This is a genomic window from Alteromonas alvinellae (assembly GCF_902705805.1).
In genome coordinates this window covers 1-2,991 of the sequence record NZ_CACSIH010000097.1, presented here as the reverse complement: position 1 = coordinate 2,991, position 2,991 = coordinate 1, and the positions used below count along the sequence as shown (strand labels likewise).

Here is a 2,991-nt window from a genome sequence, read left to right as displayed (position 1 = left end):
TTACAGCTACGAGGATGGCACTGTAATACTTGAATTGATAGCTCTTGGCTCTCATGAAAACTTTTATCGCGATGTTAAAAAGTTATTCTGACCAATTGCATATAACACCCGCATAAAGGGCAAAAATACGTAGGCTATAATACCGAGCGAAGCGAAGGGAGCCCACATGGCAGCGTCCCAGCGAGTGCCATAATTTGTTTGTTAGGTGTTACGATACCAATCACTCCCTTGAAACTGTTTTGGTATATCTTGCTCACTCGGGTCATCAAAGCCGAGGGCTTCCAGGGTGTCAAACCAAAGATCTCTTTTTGACTTTGGTAGTTCTGAACCACACCAAGGACAATATGAGATACCCGAAGTAGCGGTACCGCCATCATGGATGATTATGCCGTACTCGTCGAATTTTGGATTATATGAAATCAGTGTATCTGGACATTCATATTCATCTTTGTGATGGTTACAATCAAACTTGATTGCTAATTCCATTTCATTACAGCAATGTTTAATCACACGCGACACCTAACTTTTAAATAAGGGGCGCAGACATGTGGGGCATAATGGCGAAGCCGCCCTGCGTGTATGCCTCCCAGCGAGCCTGCGAGCGGCTTAATGTGATTGTTATGCGCTATTGACTTACATCGCGCAAGTACCATAATTAGGTATATATTGGTACTTGGAGAAATCAGATGGCTAAAAACACCAGCATTACCCTTGGAGACCATTTTGATGGCTTTATTGCTAGCCAAATTCAAACTGGCCGGTATGGTTCAGCGAGTGAGGTGATTCGTTCAGCTCTTCGCTTGCTAGAAATACAGGAAACCAAATTAAACACTCTGCGTCAATTACTTGTAGCAGGTGAAGAAAGCGGCGAGGCTGAATACGACCTTGAGCATCTGATATCAGAACTAGACGGTGAATTAAACGAGTGAAACCATTTAAGTTAACCGTATTAGCAAAATTAGATCTAAAAGATATTGCATTGTTTACGCAACGGAAATGGGGCCGAGATCAGCGTAATGTATATCTTAAACAATTCGACGACTCATTTTGGATGTTGTCTGAAAATCCTGATATTGGTAAAAGCTGCGATGAAATAAGAGATGGATACAGAAAGTTTCCTCAAGGTAGCCATGTTATTTTCTATAAACAAACGGGCAGTCAGGAAATTCTGGTCATAAGAATCCTTCATAAAAGTATGGATGTAAATCCTGTACGCTTTGGCGCATAACATTAAGCTAAGCGGCGCAGTTGCGTGGGGCATAATGGCGAAGCCGCCCACGTGTTTGTGTCCCAGTGTGCGCGAAGTGCACACGCCTTAATTTGTTTGTTATAAGGCATTGCTGATTATCAAGTAAATAGCGAAAAGAGCAATGCTGAACCAGGCTTGCTTAAATGCAGCCCTGACACTCTTAACATATGGGAGAAGCTCTGGCCGATAAAGTGGATAGTTTTCTGGATTTCCGAATACCATGCCAAAAATTTGATCATAATGTGCAAGTTGTTTTTCTATTTGCTTAGAAAAATTACCCTTTACTTCATGCGCTTTCTCGAAGAGTTTACTGGCTCTAATACTGGCTCTTATCCAAAGCCCGAGAACAATTCCGAATAAGATAAAGAATACCAGCTCAGTCAAAACTTATGCCTTATAGATACAATGACTCCAGTGAAATGCTAGCCTCCGCATTTTCGTGGGTTAGCTGAAAGCCAGTGCCATAATTAGTTTGCTTAAGACTAAATCATTTGGAGGCTAGCATGAATAAACATAGCATGATTTTTATCGGCTTGGATACGCACAAAGAATTCCATGAAGTAGCTTATTGTGAGGAGCAACGTGGTGCCAGCCCTGTCCACTACGGACGGATACCTTCATCAAAAGTTAGTGTAAAAAAGCTGCTTCGTCAGTTTGAATCTAAATATCCCGGCGCAACACTTCACGTCGTATATGAAGCTGGGCCTTGTGGCTACTGGATTTATCGGCTGATAACAAGCTTAGGGCATTGTTGCTATGTCGTGGCTCCGTCTCTTATTCCCAAAAAGCCTGGAGAGCGAATTAAGACCGACCGCCGAGATGCGCTGAAACTGGTGAAGTTGCTAAAGTCGGAAGACCTTACCCCCATTTATGTACCTGAGCCGGAAGATGAAGCCGTGCGTGACTTATCCCGTGCTCGAGAAGCGGCAATGAAAGATTTAAAGGAAGCCAAGTACCAGCTTAAAGCACTACTGCTGCGCAACAACATTCGTTATGAGGGTACAGCCAACTGGTCGAAGAAACACCTTCGCTGGCTCACTGAATTAATATTGCCTCATCCGGCCCAGCAAATAGTCTTGCAGGAGCAACTACAAACTATAGAAGAGCGTATCCGGCGACTGGAAAGGCTCGACAATGAGTTAACCCACCATGTGCACCAATGGCGTTATTATCCGGTGGTGAAAGCCGTTCAGGCGATGCGCGGTGTTCGATTGCTCGTTGCTGTTGGCGTGGTAGCAGAGCTTGGCGATTTACACCGTTTCGACCATCCAAGAAAACTCATGGCATATTTAGGTTTAGTCCCCAGCGAACAGTCATCAGGCGGAAAGCGGCACTTAGGTGCTATTACTAAAGCGGGAAATGGCCGAGCACGGCGTTTGCTGATTGAAGGCGCGCACAGCTATCGGTATCCAGCGAATGTCTCTACCGAATTACAGTTAAGGCAAGAAGGCTTACCCAAAGACATCGTCGATATTGCTTGGAAAGCACAGCTGCGTCTGTACAAACGCTATCAGCGCATGAGTAAAAAGGGTAAACACTACAATTTAATCATCACCGCGATAGCCAGAGAAATGGCCGCATATATCTGGGCTATCGCAAAAGAAGTGGTACTTACACCGGTTAATCCAAAACTAAGACTGAGCCGAGTACCTGCATGATAAACGAGTTTGAGCTAACGCGTTCGGATCAGGCCGCGGAATGTGGCACAACCTACGTAACCGTTCACCAAGGCCCTATTGACA

6 protein-coding genes are annotated in these 2,991 nt (G+C 44.5%); 4 read left to right on the top strand and 2 right to left on the bottom strand.

Features of this window, described 5'->3' with window-relative positions; genetic code table 11:
• On the top strand, nucleotides 1-91 hold a 91-nt coding region (locus ACX5KA_RS06100), incomplete at its 5' end, for a type II toxin-antitoxin system RelE/ParE family toxin (RefSeq protein WP_458730670.1).
• 110 nt (nucleotides 92-201) lie between these two features.
• Here the strand turns inward: ACX5KA_RS06100 and ACX5KA_RS06095 are convergent.
• Entirely contained in the window at nucleotides 202-510 is a 309-nt protein-coding gene (locus ACX5KA_RS06095) for a DUF6980 family protein (RefSeq protein WP_084081809.1), read from the bottom strand.
• A gap of 176 nt (nucleotides 511-686) precedes the next feature.
• Between ACX5KA_RS06095 and ACX5KA_RS06090 the strand changes: the two genes are divergently transcribed.
• Together ACX5KA_RS06090 and ACX5KA_RS06085 are read left to right on the top strand one after the other, a co-directional pair.
• Nucleotides 687-929 carry a type II toxin-antitoxin system ParD family antitoxin gene (locus ACX5KA_RS06090; RefSeq protein WP_458730669.1) on the top strand — a complete coding sequence of 81 codons (243 nt, stop codon included), beginning with the start codon at nucleotides 687-689 and terminating at the stop codon, nucleotides 927-929.
• Nucleotides 926-1,228 carry a type II toxin-antitoxin system RelE/ParE family toxin gene (locus ACX5KA_RS06085; RefSeq protein WP_039219402.1) on the top strand — a complete coding sequence of 101 codons (303 nt, stop codon included), beginning with the start codon at nucleotides 926-928 and terminating at the stop codon, nucleotides 1,226-1,228. Before ACX5KA_RS06090 ends, ACX5KA_RS06085 begins: the two co-directional genes overlap by 4 nt.
• Before the next feature lie 99 nt (nucleotides 1,229-1,327).
• On the opposite strand, the gene ACX5KA_RS06080 is transcribed toward ACX5KA_RS06085, so the two are convergent.
• Complete coding sequence (locus ACX5KA_RS06080; RefSeq protein WP_458730668.1) at nucleotides 1,328-1,633, bottom strand: hypothetical protein; 306 nt, start codon at nucleotides 1,631-1,633, stop codon at nucleotides 1,328-1,330.
• Between the two features lie 119 nt (nucleotides 1,634-1,752).
• Here ACX5KA_RS06080 and ACX5KA_RS06075 point away from each other — a divergent pair, with 119 nt between their 5' ends.
• On the top strand, nucleotides 1,753-2,907 hold the full coding sequence (locus tag ACX5KA_RS06075) for an IS110 family RNA-guided transposase (RefSeq protein WP_458730667.1): 1,155 nt from the start codon (nucleotides 1,753-1,755) through the stop codon (nucleotides 2,905-2,907).
• The last annotated feature ends 84 nt before the right edge of the window (nucleotides 2,908-2,991 follow it).

Bases quoted from the DNA above. Each gene is read 5' to 3' on its own strand.
- ACX5KA_RS06090 (WP_458730669.1), top strand. From the start codon at position 687: ATGGCTAAAAACACCAGCATTACCCTTGGAGACCATTTTGATGGCTTT.
- ACX5KA_RS06075 (WP_458730667.1), top strand. From the start codon at position 1,753: ATGAATAAACATAGCATGATTTTTATCGGCTTGGATACGCACAAAGAA.